Source organism: Streptomyces sp. NPDC093984 (genome assembly GCF_044764595.1).
Taxonomy (GTDB): domain Bacteria; phylum Actinomycetota; class Actinomycetes; order Streptomycetales; family Streptomycetaceae; genus Streptomyces; species Streptomyces cynarae.
Genome location: NZ_JBIWIM010000006.1, coordinates 247,361 through 271,062 on the forward strand (window position 1 = coordinate 247,361; position 23,702 = coordinate 271,062).

Below are 23,702 nucleotides of genomic sequence, written 5' to 3' on the forward strand. Positions count from 1 at the left end.
GGCCGGGCCCTCTCGTGCGAACCGTCGAACCATGCCGGATTGGGGTGGCTTGTCCGCGTGGTGCCAGTTGGTTCCCTGCGTCCGGCGGTGCAAGAACGTACCTTCCTCGCAGGTGTGGTCATGCGAGGTTTGGCTACAAACCGGATATCTCATGCGAGATCTGCCATGAACTGCCATCCTTTGCGGCAGTGTTGCGCCGTTGCCGTTGACGCCCCCGAGCGTTGAACCCTGCGGACCGGGAGCCGCCCGAACTCCCGACCCAACTCACCGTCGAGGAGGGTTCCGTTGTGGATGCCGGGACGCAGACCCCGCACAACACCGAGTTCCGTACACGGCCGCAGGCCGCCCAGACCATGCCGGCCCCCGAGTGCGCCGCACCGCCGAACAAGGCCCCCGACCTCGTGACCGTGCCCGCCCGGCAGGGGCTCGAGGCGGTCGACATCCTCCGCCGCGGCGCGGGCGACTGCGTCGGGCCCGTCCTGCACGACGACGACTGCGACACCCTGGGCTTCCTGGTACCGCCCGGCACCGCGGACGCGTGGGACGTGCCCGGCAGCACGTGCACGAAGACCGACGGGCGCGGCATGAGCCTGGTCGCCCCGCTGCCCCCGGTCGAGGGCACGGGCTGGCTCCTGCCGCCCGGCGAGGCGGAGCCGGCCACGGACCCGGCGGTCCTGCGCGCGGCCCTCGGGGAGGCGGCCCGCATGATCGAGGCCGCCGACAACTGTCGATGAGCACCCCGCCGGGCCGGACCGCCCCGGCGACCGCCGGTGAGCCTCCGTCCCCACCTCGAAGCGAACCCCGTCCGGCCGGGCTAGGGCCGGTGGGCCGACCGGGTTGCCGAGCATGGCCCCGTCCTCGGTGAGCCGCCCTCCGCGCCGCCCCCGATAATGGCGGGATGGGCAGGTCACGGAACGCGCGGCGCGGGCAGGGAACCGAGGCCGTCGTCGAGGCGGTCGACGGCGGACTCGCCCAGCTGATACCCGACCGGGACCGGGCGCGCGCCTGGACCCTCCTCATCGACGGCGCCCCGCAGTCGCATGTCGACCTCGACGACCCGCGGTACCTGTCCTTCGAGTACCAGCGCCGGCTCGGCCACGTCATCGACCTGGCCGCCCCGCCCGGCCGCCCCGTGCACGCCGTGCACCTCGGCGGCGGCGCGTTCACCCTCGCCCGCTACACCGCCGCGACCCGCCCCCGCTCCACCCAGCAGATCGTGGAGCGTGACGCGGCGCTCGTCCAACTCGTGCGCCGGGCCCTGCCATTGGACCCGAACGCCCGGATCCGGGTGCGCTCCACGGACGCCCGGGAAGGGCTCGCCAAGGTGCCGGACGGCTGGGCGGACCTGGTCATAGTTGACGTGTTCAGCGGGGCGCGCACCCCGGCGCACCTGACGTCGGTCGAGTTCCTCACCGAGGTCCGCCGGGCGCTGAAGGACGGCGGTGTGTACGCGGCCAACCTCGCCGACGGCCCTCCGCTCGCCCATCTGCGCGGCCAGATCTCGACGGCGGCGGCCGTCTTCCCCGAGCTCGCGCTGATCGCGGATCCGGCCGTCCTGCGCGGCAAACGCTTCGGCAACGCGGTCCTGGCCGCCTGCGGCCACCCGCTCCCGGTCGCCGAACTGACCCGCCGGGCCGCCTCGGACCCGCACCCCGCGCGAGTGGAGCACGGCAAGGCGCTGACCGACTTCACGGGCGGCGCGGCGGCGGTCACGGACGCGGCGGCGGTGGCGTCCCCGGCGCCCCCGCCGTCGGTCTTCCGCTGAACCGGACCGGGCCCGCCGCCTCCGAAAGCCAGGCCCTAGTAGTTCCCGATCTCCACATGGGGTGGACCGTCGTGCCAGGTGCAGAACACCGACACCCGGTCGGCACCGGACGCGAACTCCACGCGGATCCAGGTCTCCGTCTTCCAGACCTGCATCGACCAGCCGGTGCCGGGGGTGGCCGACACGAGCGTCGCCGAGGTGGTGCCGAGGTCGAAGACCACGCGACCGCCGGCGGTGTTGTAGCTCTTGACCTGGCCGGAGGTGGTGGTGGACGGGCTGGGCTTCGTGGCCCGGGACTTGGAGGGCGTCGGCCGCGGGCTCGTCGTGCTCGGCGTCGGCGACGGGTTCTTCGACGGGGCCGGCCGCTGCGTCGAGGGAGCGAGCGGCCTCGACTCCTGCGTCGTCGCGCCGCCCGCGGTGACGGGCAGGGCGCGCGGCGGGTCGTACGCGGTGCCCGCCAGCACCGTGTGGACACCCCACCACGACAGCGTGGCCGCCGCTCCGGTGGCCAGCGTCCACGCCAGTACGTGCAGGAGACCTCTCAACATCCCGGCCATACTGCCTCACCAGCCCCACGGGTCGCACACAGTTCCGTTTCTCCCGTTGCGGCGTGGGGAGTTGTCCACAGCCCCCGAACGGCCCGGCCCGCATGGCGTACGGTGCCGCCCATGGCAAGTGTGCTCGTGGTCGAGGACGACCAGTTCGTACGCTCGGCCCTCATCAGGCATCTGACGGAGGCCGGACACACCGTGCGCAGCGTCGGCACCGCGCTGGAGGCGCTGCGCGAGGTCGCGCACGTCCCCTTCGACGTCGTCATCCTCGACCTCGGGCTGCCCGACCTGGACGGCTCCGAGGCGCTGAAGATGCTGCGCGGCATCACGGACGTCCCGGTCATCATCGCCACGGCACGCGACGACGAGACGGAGATCGTCCGCCTGCTCAACGCGGGCGCGGACGACTATCTGACCAAGCCGTTCTCGGTCGAGCACCTCTCGGCCCGGATCGCGGCGGTGCTGCGCCGCGTCCGCACGGCCGCCGCCGACGCCGGGTCCCCGACCGTCATCCGGGTCGGCGGCCTCGCCATCGACCCGTTGCGCCGCCACGCGGAACTGGACGGCATGCCCCTGGACCTGACACGCCGTGAGTTCGACCTGCTCGCCTTCCTCGCCGGCCGGCCCGGCGTCGTCGTACCGCGCAGGGAACTGCTCGCCGAGGTCTGGCGACAGTCGTACGGCGACGACCAGACCATCGACGTCCATCTCTCCTGGCTCAGGCGGAAGTTGGGCGAGACGGCCGCCAGGCCGCGCTATCTGCACACCCTGCGGGGTGTCGGCGTGAAGCTGGAGCCGCCTCGGACGGAGTCACTGCCATGAGGTGGGCACTGGTCAAGGTGTGTCTGGCGGTGACCGCGATGGTGGTGGTCGCCTTCGCGGTCCCGCTCGGGCTGGTCGTCAAGGAGATGGCACGCGACCGGGCCTTCTCCAGCGCCGAGCGGCAGGCCGCCGCGATCGCGCCCGCGCTGTCCATCACCACCGACCGGGACCAGTTGGAGCGGGTCGTCGCCTCGGCGGGCTCCGACGACGGGATAGCGGTGCACATCCCCGCGGGGGACGGCACGAAAGCGGTCGACATCGGCCGCCGGCGCGCCGCCGCCCAGGACATCGCGGCCACCCGCCGGCTCGGACGTGCCTCCACCACCGAGGTCCCGGGCGGCTCCACGCTGCTCCAGCCCACCGCGCTCAGCTCCGGGGCGATCGCCGTGATCGAGGTCTACGTGCCCGAGTCGGAGGTGACGCACGGCGTCGGCACGGCCTGGGCGGTGCTCGCCGCGGTCGGCGTCGCACTGGTCATCGGCTCGGTGGCGGTCGCCGACCGGCTCGGCGTACGGATGGTGCGGCCCGCGCGGCGCCTGGCCGAGGGCGCGCACGACCTGGGGGAGGGGCAGCTCGGGGCGCGTGTCCCCGAGGACGGGCCGGCCGAACTGCGCGCGGCGGCGGTCGCGTTCAACTCGATGGCCGACCAGGTCGTACAACTCCTCGCGAACGAGCGGGAGCTGGCGGCGGACCTGTCCCACCGCCTGCGGACGCCGCTGACCGTCCTGCGGCTGAACGCGGCCTCGCTCGGCGACGGGCCTGCCGCCGAGCAGACCCGTCAGGCGGTGGCGCAGCTGGAGCGCGAGGTGGACACGATCATCCGTACGGCCCGCGAGGCCAAGCCGCAGACCGCGGCGGCCGGACCGGGCGCCGGGTGCGACGCGGCGGAGGTGGTGCGCGAGCGGATGGGGTTCTGGTCGGCGCTCGCCGAGGACGAGGGCCGCAAGTGGCGGGTGGCCGGGGCCGACCGTCCGGTCCGCATACCCGTCGCCCGGTCCGACCTCGCCGCAGCGCTGGACGCCCTGCTCGGGAACGTCTTCCGGCACACCCCGGAGGGCACGGCGTTCGCGGTCGACGTGCACAACGCCGACGACGCGGTGATCGTGCTGGTGTCCGACGCCGGGCCCGGCATACCCGACCCGCAGGCGGCGATGGCCCGCGGCCGCGGCTCGGGCAGCGACGGCTCGACGGGCCTCGGCCTGGACATCGTGCGCCGGCTCGCCGAGTCGACCGGTGGCGACGTACGGATCGGCTCCTCGGTGCTGGGCGGCACGGAGGTGCGGATCTGGTTCCAGCTGGACGGACGCGCCCCGATACGGCGGGGCCACCGCGTGCGCCGCAGACGCCGCCGCATATTGGTCTCTACCTTTAACCGTCGCCGATCCCTTCCTTAAGCGCACCCTAAGATCCTCAACGCCCGCCCGGATCAGGCGGTTTGCCCCCTACCGGCTCGCTAGCGTGCTGCCGCATCCACCCCTCGGTACCAGCGAAGGCAGGCACGCGATGAGCAAGGCGCACCGGCGCGGGATCAGCGGCAGGAACAAGGCGATCGGCGGCGCGGTCGCCGCCGTCGTGGTCGGCGGTGGCGCCCTGGTGGTCACCGGCACCGCGCACGCCGCCGGCGTCGGCGCGGCGTACACGAAGACCAGCACCTGGTCGACGGGCTACACCGCGCAGTACGTGATCACGAACGACAGCGGCCAGGCCAAGTCCGACTGGACGCTCCAGTTCGACCTTCCCTCAGGTGCGAAGCTCAGCTCGCTGTGGGACGGCACGTCGGCGGTGAGCGGACAGCACGTCACCGTGAAGCCGCCGTCCTGGGACAAGGACGGCCTCGCGGCGGGCGAGTCGGTGACCGTCGGCTTCGTCGTGAGCGGCTCCGGGGACCCGACGGGCTGTGTCATCGACGGCGCGAAGTGTTCCGCCGACGACGGCACGCCCCCGCAGCCGAGCGGCCGCCCGACCCAGTCCCCGACCCAGTCCCCGTCCCCGGCGCCGACCCCGCCTTCGACCGCCACTCCGTCGCCCACCGCCACGCAGACCACCGGAGGCGGCACCGGCACAGGCACCGGATCCACCACGAACGCCGGCTTCTCCCCGTACGTCGACACGTCCCTCTACCCGGCCTTCGACCTGGTCGCCGCGGCCGAGGCGACCGGTGTGAAGAACTACAACCTGGCGTTCGTGACCGACGGCGGCGGCTGCACTCCCAAGTGGGGCGGCGTCTCCGACCTCGGCAACGACGCGGTGGCCGCGCAGATCGGCGCCCTGCGCGCCAAGGGCGGCGACGTCCGGGTCTCCTTCGGCGGCGCCTCCGGCTCGGAACTGGCCACGACCTGTTCCTCGGCGGACACGCTGGCTGCGGCGTACGGGAAGGTCGTGGACGCGTACAAACTCACCAAGGTCGACTTCGACGTCGAGGGCGGCGCGCTGCCGAACACGGCCGCGAACACCCGCCGCGCCCGGGCCATCGCCAAGCTGCAGCAGCAACACCCGGGACTGGACGTGTCGTTCACGCTCCCGGTCATGCCGGAGGGTCTGACCCAGGACGGAGTGAACCTCCTCGCCGACGCGAGGTCCAACGGCGTGAAGATCTCCACCGTCAACATCATGGCGATGGACTACGGCCCCGCGTACAGCGGAGACATGGGCACCTACGCGGAGCAGGCGGCGACCGCGACGCAGGCGCAGATCAAGAGCGTGCTGGGCCTGACCGACAGCGCGGCCTGGAAGACGGTCGCGGTCACCCCGATGATCGGCGTCAACGACGTCTCCTCCGAGATCTTCAAGGTCGACGACGCCACCCAACTGGTGACCTTCGCCAAGTCGAAGGGCCTCGGCTGGCTGTCGATGTGGTCGGCCGCACGCGACAAGCAGTGCGACGGCGGCCCCAAGCCGACGGCGGACCCGACGTGCAGCTCGATCAGCCAGGACAGGTTCGCGTTCTCGAAGGCGTTCGGCACCTACAAGTAGTGCCCGTGGGCCTCGCGGAGCGGGCCCCGCAGGGCATGCCCCACCGTGCTACCGCCTGAATCTCAACTCGGGGTGGTGGCGGCGCATGGCCGCCATCACCTCCTCCAGGTCCACCGGGAGCGTGGTCGCCGAGATGCTCGCCGGGCTGTAGCCGAACCGCAGGTTGGCCTTGCCGGCGTCCCGGGCCGTGCGCGGGGCGCGCGCCAGGACGGGTAGACGGTTGCCGCTCTGCCGGCGGCTTCGGTGGTCACGCGACCACACCCTGGGACAACCGGTCCCGCACCACAGCCCCGTTGCGACAGCCACCGGCCGGCACACGACCACCGGGGCGCGACACTCCCCTCCCGTGCCGCGCCCCGGCCCCGTGGCCCCCGGCCGGTCAGTCCTCCAGCGGCGGCAGCTCCCCGGTCCGCGCCGCCCGTCCGTACCAGTGCGCGCTGGACTTCGGGGTCCGCTCCAGGGTCGAGTAGTCCACGTACACCGCCCCGAAACGCTTCCCGTAGCCGTACGCCCACTCGAAGTTGTCCATCAGGGACCACAGGAAGTAGCCCCGCACGTCCGCGCCGTCCGTGATGGCCCGGCGCACCGCCGACAGGTGCCCGTGCAGGTAGGCGATCCGCTCCGGGTCGTGGACGCGGCCGTCCGGGTCCGGCTTGTCGTCGTAGGCCGCGCCGTTCTCCGTCACGTACAGCGGCAGGCCCGGCGCTTCCCGCGTGTAGCGCATGATCAGCTCGTGCAGCCCGGTCGGGTCGATCGTCCAGCCCATCTCGGTGCGCTCGCCCGGGGTCTGGTGGAAGGCCACGTCGTCCGCGCCCGGCCAGGGCGAGTGGGCGCTGGCGCCGTGACCGTCCGGACGCGGGCCGCTCGCCTGCTCCTCGGCCGCCGAGACCAGCGTCGGCGTGTAGTAGTTCAGGCCCAGCGCGTCCAGCGGCTGGTGGATCGTCTCCAGGTCGCCGTCGTGGACGTACGACCAGTCCGTGACCGACGACGTGGCCGCCAGCAGGGTCTCCGGGTACGCGCCGTGCAGCATCGGGCCGTGGAAGACGCCGTTGGCCAGATCGTCGATCTTCTGACCGGCCGCCAGGTCCGCGGGGTCCTGGGAGACCGTGCGCACGACGGAGGAGTTGAGGCTGACCGCCACCGCGTTGCGGGCCGGCATCACGGACCGCAGGGCGGAGGCGCCGAGGCCGTGGGCCAGGTTCAGGTGGTGGGCCGCGCGCAGCGACGCCGCCGCGTCCGTACGGCCCGGGGCGTGCACCCCGGAGCCGTAGCCCAGGAAAGCGCTGCACCAGGGCTCGTTCAGGGTGATCCACTGCTCCACGCGGTCGCCGAGGGCCTCGCCCACGATCCGCGCGTACTCGGCGAACCGGTACGCCGTGTCCCGCTCCGGCCAGCCGCCCGCGTCCTCCAGCTCCTGCGGGAGGTCCCAGTGGTAGAGGGTGATCGCCGGCCGGATGCCGTGCGCGAGGAGTTCGTCCACCAGGCGGCGGTAGAAGTCCAGGCCCCGCTGGACCGCAGGGCCCCGGCCGGTGGGCTGCACGCGCGACCAGGAGATCGAGAAGCGGTACGCGTTCAGGCCGAGCTCGGCCATCAGCGCCACGTCCTCGCGGTAGCGGTGGTAGTGGTCGACAGCGATGTCACCGGTCTCGCCGCCGGCCGTCCTGCCCGGCGTATGGCTGAAGGTGTCCCAGATGGAGGGGGTGCGGCCGTCCTCCCGCACCGCCCCCTCGATCTGGTACGCGGAGGTCGCGGCGCCCCAGAGGAAGGCGGGAGGAAAGGTCACCGGGGGTGCCGACTGTGCGGACTCAGACATGGAAGCGCTCCCATACGAGGTCGTGAAGACCGATGAGTTGGCGGAAGAGGAGGAGGGAGAGGGGGAGGGAAGGGGCCGGAGCGGCGGTGATCCGGCCCCCGTCGGCGGGTGGGCGTCCACGGCGGACGGGCGACCACGGCGGATGGGCGTCAGCCCTTGACCGCGCCCTGCATGATGCCGCCCACGATCTGCTTGCCGAAGATCGCGAAGACCAGCAGCAGCGGCAAGGTGCCGAGCAGCGCACCCGCCATGATCAGTGACTGGTCGGGGGTGTAGCCGCGGCCCAGGCCCGCGACCGCGACCTGCACGGTCGGGTTGCCGTTCTGGGTCAGGACCAGGAACGGCCACAGGAAGTCGTTCCACGTCTGCACGAACATCAGCATGCCCAGGACGGCCATCGCGGGGCGGGCCGCCGGGAACACGACGTGCCACACGACGCGCCAGCTGCTCGCGCCGTCCATGCGGGCGGCCTCGATGATCTCGTCCGGCAGCGCCTGGATCAGGTACTGCCGCATGAAGAACACCCCGAACGCGCTCACCAGCGACGGCAGGATCACTGCCTGCAACTGGTCGGTCCAGTCCAGCTTGGCGACCATCATGTACAGCGGGATCACGCTCAGCTGCGGCGGGACCATCATCGTGCCGATGACGATCAGCATCAGGGCGCCCTTGCCCTTGAAGCGCAGTTTGGCGAAGGCGAACCCGGCGATCGTCGACAGGAAGACGATCGTCGCCGCCGAAACGCCCGCCACGAACGTGGTGTTGAAGAACGCCTTGCCCAGATTGGCGTCGTTCCAGGCGATCTCCAGGTTGTTGAACAGGTTCGACCCGAACCAGAAGGGCGGGGGCGTCTGCGCGAGCCGGTTGTTGTTGCGGGAGGCGGCGATCGCCGTCCACACCAGCGGGAGCAGCGAGCCGATGCTGAAGAGGATCAGGACGGCGTATGCCACGGGACCGGCGTGGAGCTGCCCGCCGGCGCGCGCGGCCTTGGGCCGGCGTACGCGTTTGGGCTCCCGGGTCTTCTCCTCGGGCTTCGTCAGGGTCGTCGTCACGGCCGGTTCTCCTAACTGCTGGCGCGCAACCGGCGCGAGATGACGTAGTTGACGATCCCGATCACGATGAGGATCAGGAACATCGTCCAGGCGATGGCGGAGGCCCGGCCCAGGTGCTGGTTCACCCAGCCCTGCTCGTACAGGTACAGACCCAGCGTCTGGAACTGGTGCTCGGCGCCGCCCGACGCCCCCTTGTTCGCGTCGAACAGCAGCGGCTCGCCGAAGACCTGGCTGGCGCCGATCGTCGAGACGACGACCGTGAACAGGATCGTCGGCCGCAACTGGGGCAGCGTGACATGGAAGAACTGCTGCCAGCGGTTGGCCCCGTCCAGGGCCGCAGACTCGTACAGGTCCTGGGGGATGGCCTGCATCGCCGCCAGGTAGATCAGCGCGTTGTAGCCCGTCCAGCGCCAGATGACGATCGACGAGACGGCTACCTGCGAGGGCCACTTCTCGTTCTGCCAGTCGATGGCGTCGATCCCGACGAAGTGCAGCGCCCAGTTGATCATGCCGTAGTCGCGCCCGAAGAGCAGCACGAACACCAGCGAGGCGGCCGCGATCGAGGTCGCGTACGGCGCGAGCATCACGACCCGGTAGAAGGTCGAGGCGCGCAGCCTGTAGTTGAGGATGTGGGCCAGGCCCATCGCCATCAGAAGCTGCGGGACGGTCGAGATGATCCCGATGGTCAGGGTGTTCTTCGCCGCGTTCCAGAAGAAGTCGTCGTCGAAGATCCGGGTGTAGTTGCGCAGCCCCGCCCACTCCATGTCGGTGGGCGCCGTCAGCTCCACCGTGTGCAGCGAGGCCCAGGCCGTGTAGACCAGCGGGAACAGGCCGAAGGCGACGAAGAGCAGGAAGAACGGGGAGACGAACGCGTACGGGCTCCAGCGGAGGTCCCGCTGCCAGCGCCGGGAGAGGCGGGCGCGGCGCCGCTGCTCCGCCTCCGTGGGTACGGCGGGCGGGCGGCCCGGGGCCGCGCCCCCCTCCTTCGTGGGGGGCGCGGCGGTGTCGTGCCGGGTGGCCATGCCGGTCACTTCTCCAGGTTGTTGTCGATGGTCTTCGTGGCTGTGTTCCAGGCCTCCTCGGCCGACTTGCCCTTCGTCACGAGGATGACGCCGTTGTCGGTCAGACCCTGCTGGATGATCTGGTCCTTCGGGCCGATGACCTGGACCGGGCTGGACTTGGCGGCCTCGGCGAAGATCGTGCCGATCGGGGCGTCACCGGTCATCTCGTTCTTGGCGCCGGTGACCTCGGGGGAGCTGTACGCGGCCTGCGCGCTCGGGAAGCTGCCCTGGACGCTGAACAGCTTGGCCTGCTGCGCGGGCGCGGTCAGCCAGGCGGCCAGCTCCTGCGCCTCCTTCACGTGCTTGCCGTTCTTCGGCACGGTCAGGAAGGAACCGCCCCAGTTGCCGGACTTGGGCGCGACGGCCACGTCCCACTTGCCCTTGGCGTCCGGCTTCGACTTGCCCTTGATGTAGCCGAGCATCCACGGCGGGCAGGCCATCGCGGCGAACTTCACGTTGGCGATCGTCTGGTCCCAGGTCGGCTGGAACTGCGTCTGGGCGCCGATCAGCCCCTTCTTGGCCGCGTCCGCGGTCAGGTCGAAGGCGGCCTTGACGGCGGGGTTCGTCTTGTAGATGACCTTGCCGGAGGAGTCGTAGAACTTCTCCTTCTCACTGCTGAGAACAGCGTTCAGCAGACCACCGGGGGAGTCCCAGAAGGTGGTGCCCTTCGGCGCCTTCTTCTGGTACCGCTCGCCGACGCTGACGAGCTTGCTCCAGTCGCCGGACCACAGCTTGCCGACCTCCGCGCGGTCGGTGGGCAGGCCGGCCGCCTGGAAGAGGTCCTTGCGGTAGCAGACCGCCATCGGGCCGACGTCGGTGCCGAGGCCGATCGTCTGACCGTCCTTGGTGGTGGCCTGCGCCCACTTCCAGTCGAGGAAGTCGCTCTTGTTCACGCCGGAAACCTTGGAGAGGTCCGTGAGCTTGGCCGCCTGGGTGCTGACGACCTCGGCGATGTTGCCGACCTCGACGCCCTGGATGTCCTGCAGACCGCTGCCGGTGGTGAGGTGGTTGACGAGCGCCGGGTAGTAGTTCTCGTTCCGCTCGGTGACGTTCTCGGTGATCTTGATGTTGGGGTGGAGCTTCTCGTACTCGGTGTAGAGGCCGGCCTCCTTGAAGCCGAAGGTGCCGAAAAGACCGAGGCTGATCGTCGTCTTGCCGCTGCCACCCCCGTCCGACGGCGAACCGGACTTGTCTCCGCCGTCGTCGGCACAGCCGGCCAGCAGCCCGGCGCCCAGCACGGCGACGGCCGTGAGGGCTATCGCCTTGTGGCCGGATCGGGTACGTGCTCGCATGTCGTCCTCCAGTTGCTCTGACGTGCCGACCCCCCGGCCAACTTCTGTGCTGGGCCCGTGTCTTCTCGCTGCGGCTCGGGCGGGGAACGTGCGGGATGTGTATGGGGCAGGTACTGTGGGAGCGCTCCCACAAGTGATGTGTTGAAGAGTCGTAGGTCCGGGCGGGGGTGTCAAGGGAGCGGACGGCGTCAGACGCGTTCAGTTATCGGGACGTTAACTGGCCGCCGTGCGGGGGGCGCCCCGGGGTGCGTGGCCCGGCGGTCGGCCCCAGCGGCGGTCGCTGAGCCGGACGGGACTGTTACATTCCAGGCCAGGCGCGCGACGCGCGGTGCGACGGGAGGCGACCATGACAGGCCACGGAACGCGGGGCCGGAGTGGCCGGCGGCCGACTCTTGAGGAGGTCGCCGCACGGGCCGGCGTGGGCCGCGGCACGGTCTCCCGGGTGATCAACGGCTCACCCCGGGTGAGCGACGCGACGCGCGCGGCCGTCGAGGCGGCGGTCGCGGAGCTGGGGTACGTGCCGAACACGGCGGCCCGGGCGCTGGCCGCGAACCGTACGGACGCGATCGCGCTCGTCGTCCCCGAGCCGGAGACGCGGTTCTTCGCGGAGCCGTACTTCTCGGACATGGTGACGGGTGTCGGGGCCGCGCTGTCGGACACCGAGATGCAGCTGCTGCTGATCTTCGCGGGCAGCGACCGGGAGCGGCGCAGGCTGGCGCAGTACCTGGCGGCGCACCGGGTGGACGGCGTCCTGCTGGTCTCCGTCCACGCGGACGACCCGCTGCCCGACCTGCTCGCCCAGCTGGAGATCCCGGCGGTGATCAGCGGCCCCCGCTCCGCCTCGGAGACCCTGCCGTCGGTGGACTCGGACAACTACGGCGGCGGCCGCTCGGCGGTCGAGCACCTGATCGCCCGGGGCCGCGCCCACATCGCGACGATCACCGGCCGGCTCGACGTGTACGGCGCCCAGCGGCGCATCGACGGCTACCGGGACGCGCTGCGGGACGCGGGTCGTGCGGTGGACGAGGCCCTGATCCTGCCCGGTGACTTCACCGAGGAGGGCGGCCGGCGTGCCATGACGGAACTGCTGGCCCGCCGCCCGGACCTGGACGCGGTGTTCGCGGAGTCGGACGTGATGGCGGCGGGCGCGCGCCAGGTGCTGCGGGAGGCGGGCCGTCGCATCCCGGACGACGTGGCACTCGTGGGGTACGACGACTCGGCGATCGCCCGCCACATGGACCCGCCGCTGACGAGCGTGCGCCAGCCGATCGAGGAGATGGGCCGGGCGATGATCGACCTGCTCCTGGACGAGATAGCGGACCGCCGTCCGGTCGCCTCCCGGACACTGGACCGGCGGCAGGTGGTGCTGCCGACGGAGCTGGTGGCGCGGGACTCGTCCTGACGCGCCCGAAGTCGGCGCCCGTGCCCGCGCGCAGGGGTCGTGCGCAGAAGCCGCACGCTGGGCTGCGCGGAGAAGCCGCACGCTGGGCTGTGCGGAGAGGCCGCATGCTGGGCTGTGCGGAGAGGCCGCATGCTGGGCCGTGCGGAGAAGCCGTGCGCAGGGGCCGCGCACAGACGTGCCGCGCGGACTGCGACCATGGGACGTATGCGAAAAGGCGGTGCGATACGGGCAGTCGTGGTGGCGGCGTGCGGCGTGCTGACGATGTCCCTTGCGGCGTGCGGGAGTTCTGATCACCGGCGCGCCTCCGCGGCCGGCGGCCAGGCGGACCGCGCCTCGCGGCAGAAGACGGACACGACACGCGTACCCGGCATCGGCGACCGGCTGTGGCAACGCGTGCCGACCGACTCCCGCCAGGTGGTCGCCGTCTACGGCGCGGGCCGGAACTCGCCCGACTCGACTGTCGCGCTCTTCACCAAGCAGGGCTCCACCTGGAAGCAGGAACGTTCCTGGGCGGCGCACAACGGGAGGAAGGGCTGGACGACCGACCATCACGAGGGCGACCAGCGCAGCCCGGTAGGCGTGTTCACGCTGAGCGACGCGGGCGGAGTGCTCGACGACCCGGGAGCCAAGCTGCCGTACACCAGGTCCGCGTCGTTCCAGGCACCCCACACCTGGAGCAAGTCCTACTGGCACGACTTCGACTACGTCATCGCCATCGACTACAACCGGGTCAAGGGCACTGCACCCGATGACCCGACCCGGCCGCTGGGACAGTCGAAGGGCGGCGACATCTGGCTGCACATGGACCACGGCAGCGGCACATCGGCGTGCGTGAGCCTGTCCGAGTCGGCGATGCGGTACCTGCTGCGCACCCTCGACCCGAAGCAGCACCCGGTCGTGGTGATGGGCGACAAGACGGAGCTGGACGCCTGACGGAGCGTCTGACCGGGCCTGCGGCGGAGCCTCCGGCGGGGCTCCCGCTCGGATAACCGATGGCCCCGGCGGGAACAGGCCCGGCACAGTGAGGCCATGGCGACCTCCGAAGCCGGGTTCATGCCCGGCCTGAAGCTGTCCGCGATCCTGTACGAGGAGGCCGTAGGGCCGGTACTCCGCGAGGCCTTCCCGGGACTGCGGTACGCGGCGGCGCGGATCGGCAGCGGTTCCGAGGTGCTGGGCTTCGACACGCCCCGCTCGGCGGATCACGAGTGGGGACCCCGGCTGGAGCTCTTCCTCACGGCCGAGGACCGCGCCCGGCACGGCGACGGCATCCGCCGCCTGCTGGCCGAACGGCTGCCGAAGCAGCTGCGCGGCTGGCCCACCCACTTCCAGGAGAGCGACGACCCGCTGGACCCGGTCGGACGCATGCGGCTGACCGACGGGCCGGTCAACCACCGTGTCGACGTGCACGACGTCGAGGGCTGGCTGGCAGAGCGGCTCGGGCTGCGCTCGGCCGGCCCGGAACCGGGCGTGCGCGCATGGCTGGCGATGTCCCAGCAACGGCTCGCCGAGACCACCGGCGGCGCGGTGTTCCACGACGGGCTCGGCACCCTCACCGCCGCGCGGCGCCGGCTGGCCTGGTACCCGGAGCAGGTGTGGCGGTATCTGCTGGCGTGCCAGTGGCAGCGCATCTCGCGGGAAGAGGCGTTCGTGGGACGCTGCGCGGAGGTCGGCGACGACATCGGCTCCGCCGTCACGGCCGCCCGCCTCGTACGGGACCTGATGCGGCTGTGCCTGCTGCTGGAACGCCGGTACGCCCCCTACGGCAAATGGCTCGGCAGCGCGTTCGGCCGGCTGCCGGTGGCCGCGTCGCTTACTCCGTCACTGCGCGGTGCGCTTGCGGCGACGGACCACCCTGCCCGGGAAGGGCACCTGTGCGACGCGTACGAAGCGGTCGCTTCCCTGCAGAACGCCTCCGGACTGACCACCCCGGTGGACCCGAGGCCCCGCCCCTACCACGCGCGCCCGTTCCTCGTCCTGCGCGCCGAGCGCTTCGCACAGGCCCTGGCCCGCACGGTCACGGACCCGGATCTTCGTGGTCTGCCCCTGGTCGGAGGCGTGGACCAGTGGGCGGACAGCACCGACCTGCTCGGCCGGCACCGTGTCCTTCGGGCGGCGACGGACGCCCTCGGAGAAGAGCCGTGAAAGCAGTTCAGCCGGTGACCTGCTCCCACAGGCCACCGGCTGACTACGAAGGGTGAGTGACGGGACTCGAACCCGCGACATCCTGGACCACAACCAGGTGCTCTACCAGCTGAGCTACACCCACCATGACCGGTGTTTTCGCAGTGGTTTCCCCTACCGGCCGAGAAAAAGTGTACAGGGTCCGAAGGGGTGCTCGCGCCAGCGTTTCCCCGGCGTCGCGCGTGGCGCCCCGTCGGGCCCCGCCGAGGCCGCTACCGAGCGGGCAGCACGTGCTTGGCGGCGATCGCGCGCGCCGTGTCGGAGTCGGGGCCCGGCTGCGGTACGAAGATCGCCTCCCGGTAGTAGCGCAGCTCGGCGATCGACTCGCGGATGTCGGCCAGCGCCCGGTGGTTGCCGTTCTTCTCCGGACTGTTGAAGTACGCCCGCGGGTACCAGCGCCGGGCCAGCTCCTTGATCGAGCTGACGTCCACGATCCGGTAGTGCAGGTAGTCCTCCAGCGTCGGCATGTCGCGGGACAGGAAGCCGCGGTCCGTGCCGACGGAGTTGCCGCACAGGGGGGCCTTGCCCGGTTCCTTGACCCACTCCCGTACGTAGGTCAGGACCTGCTCCTCGGCGTCGGCGAGCGTCGTGCCGGCCGCCAGTTCGTCGAGCAGTCCCGAGGCGGTGTGCATCTGACGCACCACCTCCGGCATCGTCTCCAGTGCCGCGTCCGGCGGCCGGATCACGATGTCCACCCCCTCGCCGAGTACGTTCAGCTCGGAGTCGGTGACCAGCGCTGCCACCTCGATGAGCGCGTCGTCGGACAGCGAGAGTCCGGTCATCTCGCAGTCGATCCACACCATGCGATCGTTCATGTGTCCCACCTTATGGCCCGGGCGTGGCATGCGGACCGCCCGTGCATGTGACCTGTGCACGGGCGGACACGGCGACGGGCGGGACCGGGGGTCGTACGACTCCCGGTCCCGCCCGTACTCGCCGCCGTGCCGGCGCACGCCGGTGCGCCGGCACGGCGGTGGTGCTACGGCGCGCTGCGCTGCCCGGGCACGCTCGAGCGGCCCGCCGCGTACAGCTCGGGCACGTGCCTGCCCGGGTGGTCCGGGGACAGGGGCGCCGAGGGACCGATCCCGTTCGTCGCAGCCGTCCGGCGGGTCTGCATCGGGACCTGGGCGGACTCGGGCGCGGCCTGCGGCGGGGGCGGGCCGCCGGAGCTCTCGGCGTCCGCCTGCCGGTCGCTCTGCGGGCGGCGCGCCCGGTACGCGGCCCGATAGGCAGCGGGCGACGAGCCGAGCTGGCGCCGGAAGTGGCCGCGCAGCGCGACCGGCGAACGGAAGCCGCAGCGCCCGGCGACCTCGTCGACCGAGTAGTCGGAGGTCTCGAGCAGCCGCTGTGCCTGCAGCACCCGCTGGGTGATCAGCCACTGCAGCGGCGCGCTGCCGGTGAGCGAGCGGAAGCGCCGGTCGAACGTCCGCCGGCTCATGTACGCGCGCGCCGCCAGCGTCTCCACGTCGAACTGCTCGTGGAGGTGCTCCAGCGCCCAGGCGACGACCTCCGCGAGCGGGTCGGCGCCGATCTCCTCGGGTAAAGACCGGTCGAGATAGCGCTCCTGGCCTCCGCTGCGGCGCGGCGGGACCACCAGGCGCCGGGCGAGCGCGCCCGCCGCCTCGTTGCCGTGGTCCGTGCGCACGATGTGGAGGCACAGGTCGATGCCGGCCGCCGTACCGGCCGACGTCAGGACGTCCCCGTCGTCCACGAACAGCTCGCGCGGGTCGACGTGCACCGACGGATAGCGCTTGGCCAGGGTCGGTGCGTACATCCAATGTGTGGTGGCCGGCCGTCCGTCCAGCAGCCCGGCGGCGGCCAGTACGAAGGCGCCGGTGCACAGCCCCACGATGCGGGCGCCCTCCTCGTGCGCCCGGCGCAGCGCTTCGAGCGCCTCCTCCGGTGGCGGAGAGGTGATCGACCGCCAGGCCGGCACCACGACGGTGCCCGCCCGCGAGATCGCCTCCAGCCCGTACGGCGCGCTCAGTTCCAGGCCCCCTGTGGTCCGCAGCGGGCCTTCCTCGCCGGCCGCCACCAGCAGGCGGTAGCGCGGCACTCCGGCGTCCTGGCGGTCAATCCCGAACACCGAAAGCGGAATGGAACTCTCGAAGATGGGGCCGCCGCTGAACAGCAGCACCGCGACGATCTCCTTGCGGCGTCGCCCGGACAGCTTCCGGGCCGCGGCGTCCGGCGCGGCAGTTGAGTCATGGCTCATCCTGCTAAGCCCCCCTCGGTGGTCGCGGCTCCTCGGTTGTGTCGCTCCTGCACGTTTCCCCTCGGTCCTGCACGAGTCCCCCGCCGTAGACAGTCATGATCGAATCTACTGTGTCGCGCGGTGCCGGCGTGACCAGTTCACCATCCGGCACATTGTCGACATGGCAACTTGGCGTGAAGCATTCGATCACGAAGGGTTGCACTCGTGGAGCGTGCAGGGAAGTGCGCCTCGTCCCGGTGGCCAATCCCCGTAGGGTGCGCGCGCCGTCCGGGACCCTTTCGGCGCAGGTCGAACGGGGGGTGGGGGGCCGTTCCACGGTGTGATGCACGAGATTGAGAAGTTGGCTGAAAAGATACGGGCGCGTGCGCGGAAACCGGTCAGTCGACCGGAGTGTTTCCACCACCGTGACGTCCGCCTCTGCGCGCCCCCGCTCCGGTCCGGCTGTGGCGTCCTCGGCGCGGTGCGATCTCCTCGGCGCGCAGGCGCGCGGCACCCCGCTCCGACTGCCGGAGCAGCGCGCGGCAGGCCGCGGTGACGGCGGTGAGGCCGAGGGCGGTGCTGATGGCGGCGGCGAGGGAGACGCCGTAGCAGACGAGGACGGTGGGGACGAGGACGCAGCAGAAGGCGGCCCAGCGGATCACGTCGCTCGCGGTGTCCGGCGCGGGGCGGTTCTGGGCGGCGGTGCGGGGTGCGGGCACGGGGCGCTCCCTGGGGCGGGGGGTCGCCCTGTTCAACGCGGGTCCGACCCGTCGGTCACTGCGGCGCCCCGGGGCGGCGGCCACGTAGCGCGTACCGCCCCAGAGGAAACGCCGTGCAAACCGCCTGTACGGGGCAGCAACCATTGCGTTACGGGCGTTCCCTCGTGCATGCTCCCTGGAACCCCGTGCAGCCTGTGCGGGATCTGGGCTAAGGAGGCGTGCCGCCGTACCCTTGGGGGTATGGGGACGGGAAGACGATTCCCGGACACAGCTCCGCCGCACACCGTCGTCCCCGACAAAGGATCACATCGCCGAGACAGCCATGGCCGGTCACGAATTCTCCGAACCCGCGGACCGCAAGCGGCCGGTCGCCGACCCGACGGCGACCGATCCCCTGGCGGCCGAAGAGCCACGCCCTTCGTGCGATCCCGCGTTCAAGCACGGCGTTGTCGTCGGCTTCGACGGCTCCACCTCCAGCGAACGCGCCCTCGCGTATGCGATCGGCATGGCGTACCGCTCCGGGTCGGGCCTGATCATCGTCCATGTCGCCAACCGGCTGCCCACCACGGTGTGGGCGGGCTGCGAGCCGCCGGTCTTCGTGGACGTGCCGGACCACCGCACGGAGGTTCTGGGTCTGGAGCTGGCCTGCGCGGATCATCTCGCCGACGTGCCCTGGATCCTGGTCGAGCGCGGCGGTGACATCTGCCACGAACTCGAAGAGGTGGGCCGGGAGTACGAGGCGGACGCGATCGTCGTCGGCTCCACGCACGGCATCGTCGGCCGCATCTTCGGCTCGGTCGCCGGCCGCCTCGCCAAGCGCGCCCAGCGCCCGGTGATCGTCATTCCCTGAGCTGTCGCTCCGCGCGGGCCCCTGGTTCGACCATCGGGGTGCCCGTGCGGTCGTACGCCGACTGCGGGGCGTGCGTGGTTGCGCGCGCCGTTCCCTGCGCCCCTTGCGGGGCGCGATTTACAGCCACCGCACGCCCCCGGCGCGCACTCCCGCCGTTGTGATTCCGCAACTCCCCGTTGGCCCAGGTGAGATGCGCCGTGGGTAGCGCCGGTCTCCTTTCCGGATCCCCTCAACTTCTTCGTTCGCAGAGGTGTTTGTGCCCTTGTGAAGGGCATATATCGGTCACCGCGCACCGTACACGCAGGACAAGAAGGGAGCCCGCCGTGGACAACGACGTCTCTGCGGGAGGCACCACCACCATCGTCGGCCGGCTGGCGCTCGGCGTCACGCTGCTGGCCTTCGGGCTCGGATCCACCAAGGTCATCGACGGCGTGACGACGGCCGACGCCGTGTCACTGGCCCACTATGTCGGCGGCGTGGCCCTGTTCGTCGCCGGCCTGCTCGCCTTCCGCGACCGTGACACCGCCACGGGCACCGCCTTCTCGGCGCTCGGCGCCCTGTGGTTCACCTGGGCCGTCACGGCCGGCAACCAGATGTCCGACCACGCCGCCGGACTCTTCCTCCTGCTGTTCGCCCTGGTCACCCTGAGCCTGGCGCTCGGAGCGTCCGGCGGCCTGCTCGACCAGGGCACCTACGGGCTGTTCTTCGTCTCGCTGCTGCTGCTCGCCATCGGCCGCCTCGCAGGCAACGACGCGCTCGGCAAGGTCGGCGGCTGGTTCGCCGTGGCGGCGGGAGCGGTGGCCTGGTACGCGGCGACCGCGGCCCTCGCCCACTGGCCCACCACCCTTCCGCGACGCGCTGCCGGCCGGGGGGTGACGGCCGCCGGCTGAGGCAGCGACCGGGCCGGGGTATGGGCGGCCCCGGCCCCCTGAAGGAGCAACCCCCTGTGGTGGTGGCACACAGGGGGTTGCTGACGCTCAGGCCCGGCCTGCCGGGAGGCAGTTGGGCCGCAGGCAGCCGGTCGGCGGGCAGTTGGGCCGCAGGCAGTCGGCTGACGTGCAGCCGGTCGGCAGGCAGTCGGTCGGCAGGAGGCCGGTCGACCGGCTGCACGTCGGCAGGGAGTCGTTCGCGACTACTCGACCGTCACGGACTTCGCCAGGTTCCGCGGCTTGTCGATGTCCCGGCCCAGCGCCAAGGCCGTGTGGTAGGCGAGGAGTTGGAGCGGAATGCCCATCAGGATCGGGTCCAGCTCGTCCTCGTTCTTCGGCACCACGACCGTGTGGTCCGCCTTCTCCTGCTCCTGGTGCGCCACCGCGAGGATCTTGCCGCTGCGGGCCTTGATCTCCTCCATGGCCGCGCGGTTCTTCTCCAGCAGGTCGTCGTCCGGCACGATCGCGACCGTCGGCAGGGCCGGCTCGATCAGCGCCAGCGGACCGTGCTTCAGCTCGGAGGCCGGGTAGGCCTCGGCGTGGATGTAGGAGACCTCCTTCAGCTTCAGCGAGGCCTCACGGGCCACCGGGTAGCCGCGCACGCGCCCGATGAACAGCATCGAACGGGCGTCCGCGAACTGCTCCGCCAGCTTCTTGATCTCCTCCTCCTGCTTCAGGATCTCGGAGATCTGCTCCGGCAGCTTCCGCAGGCCCTCGATGATCCGCTTGCCGTCGCGGACGGACAGGTCGCGGGTGCGGCCCAGGTGCAGTGCCAGCAGCGCGAAGGCCACCGTCGTGTTCGTGAAGCACTTGGTGGACACCACGCACACCTCGGGCCCCGCGTGGACGTACATGCCGCCGTCCGCCTCACGCGCGATCGCCGAGCCGACCACGTTGACGATGCCCAGCACCCGCGCGCCCTTGCGCTTCAGCTCCTGCACGGCCGCCAGCACGTCGTACGTCTCACCGGACTGCGACACCGCCACGTACAGCGTGTCGGGGTCCACGACGGCGTTGCGGTAGCGGAACTCCGAGGCGGGCTCGGCGTCGGCCGGGATACGGGCCAGCTCCTCGATCATCTGGGCGCCGATCATGCCCGCGTGGTACGAGGTGCCGCAGCCGAGGATCTTCACACGGCGGATCTGCCGCGCCTCGCGGGCGTCCAGGTTCAGGCCGCCCAGGTGCACGGTGGAGAACCGGTCGTCGATGCGGCCGCGCAGCACCCGGTCCACGGCGTCGGCCTGCTCGTGGATCTCCTTGTGCATGTAGGTGTCGTGGCCGCCCATGTCGTACGACTCGGCCTCCCACTCCACGGTGGTCGGCTCGGCCGTCGTACGGGTGCCCTCGGTGGTGTAGGTGCGGAAGTCGTCGGCCTTCAGCGTCGCCATCTCGCCGTCGTCCAGCGTCACTATCTGGCGGGTGTGGGCGACGAGGGCGGCGACGTCGGAGGCGACGAACATCTCCTTCTCGCCGATGCCGAGCACGACGGGGGAGCCGTTGCGGGCCACCACGATCCGGTCCGGGAAGTCGGCGTGCATCACGGCGATGCCGTACGTGCCCTCCACCAGCCGCAGCGCCTGGCGGACCTTCTCCTCCAGCGTCTCGGCCTGGGAGCGGGCGATGAGGTGGGTGAGGACCTCGGTGTCGGTCTCGGAGAGGAACTCGACGCCGTCCGCCTCCAGCTTCTTCCTCAGCTCGGAGGCGTTGTCGATGATGCCGTTGTGGACGACGGCGACCTTGTTGTCGGCCGACAGGTGCGGGTGCGCGTTGACGTCGGAGGGGGCGCCGTGGGTGGCCCAGCGGGTGTGGGCGATGCCGGTGGTGCCCTTGAAGCGCGCGGGGACCTTGGCCTCCAGGTCGCGGACCCGGCCCTTGGCCTTGACCATCCTCAGGCCCGCCGACTTCGGCGAGGTGATGACGATGCCCGCCGAGTCGTAGCCGCGGTACTCCAGCCGCTGCAGACCCTCCAGCAGGAGCGGGGCCACATCGCGCTTACCGATGTATCCGACGATTCCGCACATATGTTTCCTTAAGTCCCTTTTGACCCCGTCTGGATGGGGCGGTCGTCCGTGGCTCGGCCCTGTGGACTCAGCCGTAGACGATGCGCCGCAGTTGCCGGAGCGTGAGCTCGGGCGGTGCCACCGCGCGATACTTCAGGTCCGCCTCGATCCGTTCGAAGATCGACGCGTTCACCAGCCCATGGCCCTGCAGTTCGCGGTGGCGGCGACGGACGAACTCCTCGGTCGTCTCGTCGAAGTAGGCGAGCACGTCCTGGACCACGCGCAGCGCCTCGCCCCGGTTCAGGGGCGTGGTTCGCGTCAGGTGATCAACAAGTTCGTCGTGCACCCGGTAGATCCTGAGGTAAGAGCGCCGGAATCGCAAGAATCGTGCCCGATTTCGGGCAGATGCCTGTTGAAGTTCTTATGGGGTCCCGTTCGACGGCTGTCCATCCTGTGTCCTGCGCCACGTTGATTGTGTGGAGGAAGTTCTGGCCACATGGACATACCTCGTATGGGAGTACCGGAGAAGCTCGCGGCCCGCATGAGCATGGCGGAGCAGCACGAGTACCTGCGCGCGAGATTCTCCCGGCGCACGATGATCAGAGGCGGAGCCGTCACCCTGGGCGCCGTCGCCGGTGGCGCATTCGTACCGGGTGCCACCGCCCAGGCCGCCGTCCCGACCCAGAGCACCGCCCCCGCCGTCGAGAGCGTCGACGGCGCCCTCGTCGCCCCCTTCGGGCGCCACCTCGCCTTCGGCAACGACCCGCGCACCGAGATCACCGTCTCCTGGCAGGTCCCGGTCGCCGTGAAGAACCCGTTCATCCGGATCGGCGCCCACCCCTGGGACCTGTCCCGCAAGATCCCCGCCGAGGTCCGCACCCTCCACACCCCGGCGGGCGTCGGCGCGAGCGGCGACCACACCCAGTACTACCTGCACGCCAAGCTCACCCACCTGCGCCCCGGCAGGACGTACTACTACGGCGTCGGCCACGAGGGCTTCGACCCGGCCGAGCGCCACCTGCTCGGCACCCTCGGCACCTTCACCACCGCCCCCGCGCACAAGGAGCCGTTCACCTTCACGGCCTTCGGCGACCAGGGCGTCAGCTACCACGGCCTGGCCAACGACAGCCTGATCCTCGGCCAGGACCCGGTCTTCCACCTGCACGCCGGCGACATCGCCTACGCCGACCCGTCCGGCGCCGGCAAGACCGCCGACACCGGCTTCGTCTCGCGGGTGTGGGACCAGTTCCTCGCCCAGACCGAGTCGGTCGCCAAGTCCGTGCCGTGGATGGTCTCCTACGGCAACCACGACATGGAGGCCTGGTACTCGCCCAACGGCTACGGCGGCGAGGAGGCCCGCTTCACGCTCCCCGACAATGGGCCGGACAAGAAGAACCTGCCGGGCGTGTACTCCTTCGTCTACGGCAACACGGCGATCATCTCGCTGGACCCGAACGACGTCTCCTTCGAGATCCCGGCCAACCTCGGCATCTCCGGCGGCACCCAGACCACGTGGTTCGAGGCGCAGCTGAAGAAGTACCGCGCTTCGAAGGACGTCGACTTCATCATCGTGTTCTTCCACCACTGCGCGTACTGCACCTCCACGGCGCACGCCTCGGAGGGGGGCGTGCGACAGGAGTGGGTGCCGCTGTTCGAGAAGTACACCGTGGACCTGGTCATCAACGGCCACAACCACCAGTACGAGCGCACCGACGTCATCAAGGGCAACACGGTCGCCAAGAAGCTGCCGATCGGCGAGACGGCGTACCCCGAGACCGAGGGTGTCGTCTACGTGACGGCGGGCGCGGCGGGCCGCAGCCTGTACGCGTTCTCCGCGCCGGACTCCTACGAGGGGCACCTGAACGAGCGGGACTCCGTGGCCTCGTTCATCAACACCAAGGACGGCAAGGTCAACGAGACCGTCGCCTGGTCCCGGGTGCGCTACCTCAACTACTCGTTCCTGCGCGTGGACGTCGAGCCCGCGTCGAGCGGCCACTACGCCAAGCTGAAGGTCTCGGGCATCGCCGAGACCGGTGACCGCATCGACCACTTCACGGTGGCGCGCCGGGCTAAGTAGCGAGACCTCGACGAGCAGGCG

At 71.1% G+C, this 23,702-nt stretch carries 22 protein-coding genes and 1 tRNA gene; 11 read left to right on the plus strand and 12 right to left on the minus strand.

What is annotated here, in order from left to right; translation table 11 throughout:
* The first annotated feature begins 353 nt into the window (after positions 1 to 353).
* Both ACIRC0_RS23055 and ACIRC0_RS23060 read left to right on the plus strand, forming a co-directional pair.
* Positions 354 to 734 carry a hypothetical protein gene (locus tag ACIRC0_RS23055; RefSeq protein WP_403619074.1) on the plus strand — a complete coding sequence of 127 codons (381 nt, stop codon included), beginning with the start codon at positions 354 to 356 and terminating at the stop codon, positions 732 to 734.
* A gap of 164 nt (positions 735 to 898) precedes the next feature.
* Positions 899 to 1,765, plus strand: coding sequence for a spermidine synthase (locus ACIRC0_RS23060; RefSeq protein WP_403618462.1), 867 nt, complete (start codon positions 899 to 901; stop codon positions 1,763 to 1,765).
* A gap of 35 nt (positions 1,766 to 1,800) precedes the next feature.
* Here the strand turns inward: ACIRC0_RS23060 and ACIRC0_RS23065 are convergent, their stop codons facing one another.
* On the minus strand, positions 1,801 to 2,313 hold the full coding sequence (locus ACIRC0_RS23065; protein WP_403618465.1) for a hypothetical protein: 513 nt from the start codon (positions 2,311 to 2,313) through the stop codon (positions 1,801 to 1,803).
* A gap of 120 nt (positions 2,314 to 2,433) precedes the next feature.
* Between ACIRC0_RS23065 and ACIRC0_RS23070 the strand changes: the two genes are divergently transcribed.
* From ACIRC0_RS23070 to ACIRC0_RS23080, 3 genes are all read left to right on the plus strand, one after another.
* Complete coding sequence (locus ACIRC0_RS23070; protein ID WP_403618468.1) at positions 2,434 to 3,138, plus strand: response regulator transcription factor; 705 nt, start codon at positions 2,434 to 2,436, stop codon at positions 3,136 to 3,138.
* Positions 3,135 to 4,532: a sensor histidine kinase gene (locus tag ACIRC0_RS23075; protein ID WP_403618471.1), complete on the plus strand. Its 1,398-nt coding sequence runs from the start codon at positions 3,135 to 3,137 to the stop codon at positions 4,530 to 4,532. Before ACIRC0_RS23070 ends, ACIRC0_RS23075 begins: the two co-directional genes overlap by 4 nt.
* A gap of 109 nt (positions 4,533 to 4,641) precedes the next feature.
* Positions 4,642 to 6,111 (plus strand): cellulose binding domain-containing protein, encoded by a 1,470-nt coding sequence (locus tag ACIRC0_RS23080; RefSeq protein WP_403618474.1) that lies wholly within the window; start codon positions 4,642 to 4,644, stop codon positions 6,109 to 6,111.
* 48 nt (positions 6,112 to 6,159) lie between these two features.
* On the opposite strand, the gene ACIRC0_RS23085 is transcribed toward ACIRC0_RS23080, so the two are convergent.
* From ACIRC0_RS23085 to ACIRC0_RS23105, 5 genes are all read right to left on the minus strand, one after another.
* The gene (locus tag ACIRC0_RS23085; protein WP_403618477.1) at positions 6,160 to 6,372 is read right to left on the minus strand and encodes a hypothetical protein; all 213 of its coding nucleotides are present in this window, start codon (positions 6,370 to 6,372) and stop codon (positions 6,160 to 6,162) included.
* A 118-nt stretch (positions 6,373 to 6,490) separates the two neighbouring features.
* Positions 6,491 to 7,924, minus strand: coding sequence for a GH1 family beta-glucosidase (locus ACIRC0_RS23090; protein ID WP_403618479.1), 1,434 nt, complete (start codon positions 7,922 to 7,924; stop codon positions 6,491 to 6,493).
* 149 nt (positions 7,925 to 8,073) lie between these two features.
* Positions 8,074 to 8,976, minus strand: coding sequence for a carbohydrate ABC transporter permease (locus tag ACIRC0_RS23095; RefSeq protein WP_403618482.1), 903 nt, complete (start codon positions 8,974 to 8,976; stop codon positions 8,074 to 8,076).
* Positions 8,977 to 8,987: 11 nt separating this feature from the next.
* The gene (locus tag ACIRC0_RS23100; protein ID WP_403618485.1) at positions 8,988 to 9,998 is read right to left on the minus strand and encodes a carbohydrate ABC transporter permease; all 1,011 of its coding nucleotides are present in this window, start codon (positions 9,996 to 9,998) and stop codon (positions 8,988 to 8,990) included.
* A 5-nt stretch (positions 9,999 to 10,003) separates the two neighbouring features.
* On the minus strand, positions 10,004 to 11,329 hold the full coding sequence (locus ACIRC0_RS23105) for an extracellular solute-binding protein (RefSeq protein WP_403618488.1): 1,326 nt from the start codon (positions 11,327 to 11,329) through the stop codon (positions 10,004 to 10,006).
* A gap of 346 nt (positions 11,330 to 11,675) precedes the next feature.
* Between ACIRC0_RS23105 and ACIRC0_RS23110 the strand changes: the two genes are divergently transcribed.
* From ACIRC0_RS23110 to ACIRC0_RS23120, 3 genes are all read left to right on the plus strand, one after another.
* Positions 11,676 to 12,731, plus strand: a complete 1,056-nt coding sequence (locus ACIRC0_RS23110) for a LacI family DNA-binding transcriptional regulator (protein ID WP_403618491.1) — start codon at positions 11,676 to 11,678, stop codon at positions 12,729 to 12,731.
* Between the two features lie 204 nt (positions 12,732 to 12,935).
* Positions 12,936 to 13,664, plus strand: a complete 729-nt coding sequence (locus ACIRC0_RS23115; protein ID WP_403618494.1) for a L,D-transpeptidase family protein — start codon at positions 12,936 to 12,938, stop codon at positions 13,662 to 13,664.
* A 96-nt stretch (positions 13,665 to 13,760) separates the two neighbouring features.
* On the plus strand, positions 13,761 to 14,873 hold the full coding sequence (locus ACIRC0_RS23120) for a DUF4037 domain-containing protein (protein ID WP_403618497.1): 1,113 nt from the start codon (positions 13,761 to 13,763) through the stop codon (positions 14,871 to 14,873).
* Positions 14,874 to 14,924: 51 nt separating this feature from the next.
* Here the strand turns inward: ACIRC0_RS23120 and ACIRC0_RS23125 are convergent.
* From ACIRC0_RS23125 to ACIRC0_RS23140, 4 genes are all read right to left on the minus strand, one after another.
* Positions 14,925 to 14,997 (minus strand) — tRNA-His (locus ACIRC0_RS23125).
* Between the two features lie 127 nt (positions 14,998 to 15,124).
* On the minus strand, positions 15,125 to 15,727 hold the full coding sequence (orn, locus tag ACIRC0_RS23130) for an oligoribonuclease (protein WP_103838668.1): 603 nt from the start codon (positions 15,725 to 15,727) through the stop codon (positions 15,125 to 15,127).
* Positions 15,728 to 15,891: 164 nt separating this feature from the next.
* The gene (locus tag ACIRC0_RS23135; protein WP_403618500.1) at positions 15,892 to 17,127 is read right to left on the minus strand and encodes a helix-turn-helix domain-containing protein; all 1,236 of its coding nucleotides are present in this window, start codon (positions 17,125 to 17,127) and stop codon (positions 15,892 to 15,894) included.
* Positions 17,128 to 17,504: 377 nt separating this feature from the next.
* Complete coding sequence (locus tag ACIRC0_RS23140; protein ID WP_403618503.1) at positions 17,505 to 17,825, minus strand: hypothetical protein; 321 nt, start codon at positions 17,823 to 17,825, stop codon at positions 17,505 to 17,507.
* Between the two features lie 322 nt (positions 17,826 to 18,147).
* Here ACIRC0_RS23140 and ACIRC0_RS23145 point away from each other — a divergent pair, with 322 nt between their 5' ends.
* Positions 18,148 to 18,675, plus strand: coding sequence for a universal stress protein (locus ACIRC0_RS23145; RefSeq protein WP_103838671.1), 528 nt, complete (start codon positions 18,148 to 18,150; stop codon positions 18,673 to 18,675).
* Between the two features lie 323 nt (positions 18,676 to 18,998).
* Positions 18,999 to 19,565, plus strand: coding sequence for a GPR1/FUN34/YaaH family transporter (locus ACIRC0_RS23150; protein ID WP_366024694.1), 567 nt, complete (start codon positions 18,999 to 19,001; stop codon positions 19,563 to 19,565).
* A gap of 242 nt (positions 19,566 to 19,807) precedes the next feature.
* Here the strand turns inward: ACIRC0_RS23150 and glmS are convergent, their stop codons facing one another.
* Together glmS and ACIRC0_RS23160 are read right to left on the minus strand one after the other, a co-directional pair.
* Positions 19,808 to 21,625: a glutamine--fructose-6-phosphate transaminase (isomerizing) gene (glmS, locus tag ACIRC0_RS23155; protein ID WP_403618506.1), complete on the minus strand. Its 1,818-nt coding sequence runs from the start codon at positions 21,623 to 21,625 to the stop codon at positions 19,808 to 19,810.
* Between the two features lie 67 nt (positions 21,626 to 21,692).
* Positions 21,693 to 21,950, minus strand: a complete 258-nt coding sequence (locus tag ACIRC0_RS23160; RefSeq protein WP_403618509.1) for a hypothetical protein — start codon at positions 21,948 to 21,950, stop codon at positions 21,693 to 21,695.
* 165 nt (positions 21,951 to 22,115) lie between these two features.
* Between ACIRC0_RS23160 and ACIRC0_RS23165 the strand changes: the two genes are divergently transcribed.
* The gene (locus tag ACIRC0_RS23165) at positions 22,116 to 23,681 is read left to right on the plus strand and encodes a fibronectin type III domain-containing protein (RefSeq protein ID WP_403619077.1); all 1,566 of its coding nucleotides are present in this window, start codon (positions 22,116 to 22,118) and stop codon (positions 23,679 to 23,681) included.
* The last annotated feature ends 21 nt before the right edge of the window (positions 23,682 to 23,702 follow it).

Coding starts and splice junctions, on each gene's coding strand:
- ACIRC0_RS23055 (WP_403619074.1), top strand. CDS start 354: ATGCCGGCCCCCGAGTGCGCCGCACCGCCGAACAAGGCCCCCGACCTC.
- ACIRC0_RS23060 (WP_403618462.1), top strand. CDS start 899: ATGGGCAGGTCACGGAACGCGCGGCGCGGGCAGGGAACCGAGGCCGTC.
- ACIRC0_RS23065 (WP_403618465.1), bottom strand. CDS start 2,313: ATGTTGAGAGGTCTCCTGCACGTACTGGCGTGGACGCTGGCCACCGGA.
- ACIRC0_RS23070 (WP_403618468.1), top strand. CDS start 2,434: ATGGCAAGTGTGCTCGTGGTCGAGGACGACCAGTTCGTACGCTCGGCC.
- ACIRC0_RS23075 (WP_403618471.1), top strand. CDS start 3,135: ATGAGGTGGGCACTGGTCAAGGTGTGTCTGGCGGTGACCGCGATGGTG.
- ACIRC0_RS23080 (WP_403618474.1), top strand. CDS start 4,642: ATGAGCAAGGCGCACCGGCGCGGGATCAGCGGCAGGAACAAGGCGATC.
- ACIRC0_RS23090 (WP_403618479.1), bottom strand. CDS start 7,924: ATGTCTGAGTCCGCACAGTCGGCACCCCCGGTGACCTTTCCTCCCGCC.
- ACIRC0_RS23100 (WP_403618485.1), bottom strand. CDS start 9,998: ATGGCCACCCGGCACGACACCGCCGCGCCCCCCACGAAGGAGGGGGGC.
- ACIRC0_RS23105 (WP_403618488.1), bottom strand. CDS start 11,329: ATGCGAGCACGTACCCGATCCGGCCACAAGGCGATAGCCCTCACGGCC.
- ACIRC0_RS23110 (WP_403618491.1), top strand. CDS start 11,676: ATGACAGGCCACGGAACGCGGGGCCGGAGTGGCCGGCGGCCGACTCTT.
- ACIRC0_RS23115 (WP_403618494.1), top strand. CDS start 12,936: ATGCGAAAAGGCGGTGCGATACGGGCAGTCGTGGTGGCGGCGTGCGGC.
- ACIRC0_RS23120 (WP_403618497.1), top strand. CDS start 13,761: ATGGCGACCTCCGAAGCCGGGTTCATGCCCGGCCTGAAGCTGTCCGCG.
- orn (WP_103838668.1), bottom strand. CDS start 15,727: ATGAACGATCGCATGGTGTGGATCGACTGCGAGATGACCGGACTCTCG.
- ACIRC0_RS23135 (WP_403618500.1), bottom strand. CDS start 17,127: ATGAGCCATGACTCAACTGCCGCGCCGGACGCCGCGGCCCGGAAGCTG.
- ACIRC0_RS23145 (WP_103838671.1), top strand. CDS start 18,148: ATGGCCGGTCACGAATTCTCCGAACCCGCGGACCGCAAGCGGCCGGTC.
- glmS (WP_403618506.1), bottom strand. CDS start 21,625: ATGTGCGGAATCGTCGGATACATCGGTAAGCGCGATGTGGCCCCGCTC.
- ACIRC0_RS23165 (WP_403619077.1), top strand. CDS start 22,116: ATGGGAGTACCGGAGAAGCTCGCGGCCCGCATGAGCATGGCGGAGCAG.